The sequence below is a fragment of the Candidatus Acetothermia bacterium genome, from assembly GCA_024653305.1.
Lineage (GTDB): Bacteria > Bipolaricaulota > Bipolaricaulia > Bipolaricaulales > Bipolaricaulaceae > JACIWI01.
This window is the reverse complement of record JANLFW010000055.1, coordinates 1-1,975: the sequence shown is the minus strand read 5'-3', so window position 1 is coordinate 1,975 and position 1,975 is coordinate 1. Positions and strand designations below refer to the sequence as shown.

The following is a 1,975-nucleotide window of genomic DNA, read 5'->3' as shown; positions in this document are numbered from 1 at the left end:
GACCTCCTAGTAGGACCCGGAGGCGAGGAGCCGCCCGTCCGGGGAGAACGCGACCGAGTTGACATAGTCGGTATGGCCGGTGAGGGTGCGCAGTTCTGCTCTTACACACGCAGGGGTGGCCAAGGCGACGCCCCACAGGGGGTGATCGGTGATCTCGTTCTCTTGCAGCAGCACGACGGCGGAATCGCCGGCGAGGACCCCGGCCAGGCCGCCGAAGAGCTTCGTCTTCTGGACCATGGCGCGGGCCCGCTCGATCACCCGCAAATCCACAACCCCGCCGCTGACGGCGGCCCCCTCCAGGATGAGCTGGGCTTGTCCGGCCACGTCAACCCCGATGCCGGAGGCGCCGCTGCGGATCGTGCCGCCGCGGGCGGTCAGCTTGGCCGTGTCGCGCAGGGCGATCCCGGCCTCCTCCCCGGTCAACGTCGAGCCCGCGAGGTCGAAGGTCGCCTGGGCCGAGCCGGAGAGCCGCACCCCGGTCTTGCCCGCCGTGATCTGGACGTTGTGCATCGTCACGGCCCCCGAGCCGGAGGAGGTGAGGCCATCGCCGCCGGTGGCTGTAATGGTGGAGCCGCTGAGGGTGGCTTGGGCCGAGCCGCTCAAGGCGAGCCCGCTCTTCCCGCTGAGCCGGGCGTTGGCGAGGGTGAGCTGGGCCTGGTCGCGGGCCTGAATCGCCGTCCCGCCCCCGCTGCTCACGGCTATTGGACTTGCAGCCGTTCCTTCGAGCGTCAGCCGGGCGGAGTCTTTCAGGTCCAGCGCGGGCGCTGTGCCCATGTTGCTCACGGGCGCGCTTACGATCGTCAGCCTTGCCTTGCCTTGGACGAGGACGGTCGAAGCACCGGCCCCGGCCAGCGTCGTGATCGTGAGGGACTCCACTCGCACCTCGACGTTCTCACCCTGGACGGTGAGCACCGGTTTGGTCTTGTCTTTCCCTTGCAGGGTCGCCGGAGTGCCCGTCCCCTTGAGGGTGATGGACTTGCCGAGCACCAGGTTCACGGTGTAGAAGCCGGGGCTGAGGAGGAGGATGTCCCCGGGCTGGGCGGCCGCCAGGGCCTCGTCCACGGTGAAGAAGTCGAGGGGCACGCGCAGGGTGGCCGGCTTGATCTCGACGACCAGCTCCCGCGGGGGGGCCGGGGCCGTCAGCCCCAGCACGTCGGTCACCGCCAGGCGCACCGTGTAGCGCCCCTCCTTGTCGTAGGTGTGCTTGGTCACGGGCTTGTCGGTCGCCTCCTGCGTGCCATCTCCGAAGTCCCAGGCGTAGCGGGTGATGGCCCCATTCGGGCTCGATGAGGCCGAAGCGTCGAAGGTCGTGGCCTGGCCAGGGCGCGGACTCTCTGGAGTGACGGTGAACCGGGCCGTGGGCGGTTTGGCCACGATGTACTCGATCTGGGCCTGGAGCTGAGCGACGTTCCCCGACCGGTCGCGCAGCTCGGCGAACACCGTCTTCCGGCCAGGGGCGGTGCTGCCGCCGAACTGCGAGAGGTCCCACTGCCTAGTGGCGGCGAACCCCTCCCAGCCGCTCCACGCGCGCCCGTCGTTGGAGAACCGCATCTCGGGGAGGCCACTGGCGTTGTCCTGCCCTGTGAGCTGCAGGGTCACCACGAGCTCCATGGTGCGCGTCGCCCCGTCGTTGATGAAGAGCTTCCCCGTGGGCGGGGTCTTGTCGAACCGCAGGAGCACCTGGGCCCGTTTCTCGTGGGTGGTGTTACCCATCCCGTCCTCGAGCCACACGAACAGCGGCTGCTCGCCCTCCGGCGGGTTCTCAACAATAAGGGGCTTCTGGGCGATCTCGCGGCGGGCGCCGTCCTTCGGGCCGGTGGGCGCGCTGCCCACCTTGAACCAGTAGGCCGCGATCCCGGCGATGTCCTCCGGGTTCTCCCAGTCCACGTGGCCGGGTCGCCTTCCACGATTGCGAACTCCGCCCGCACGATGTCGCCGTCGGGGTCGCGGAAGCTGATTGTGCCCTTGGCCTCGA

The 1,975-nt window shown here is 69.4% G+C and carries 1 protein-coding gene; it reads right to left on the bottom strand.

Going from position 1 to position 1,975, the window contains the following annotated elements; genetic code table 11:
• Positions 1 to 6: 6 nt before the first annotated feature.
• Entirely contained in the window at positions 7 to 1,887 is a 1,881-nt protein-coding gene (locus NUV94_08170; protein MCR4392710.1) for a PKD domain-containing protein, read from the bottom strand.
• Between the last annotated feature and the right edge of the window lie 88 nt (positions 1,888 to 1,975).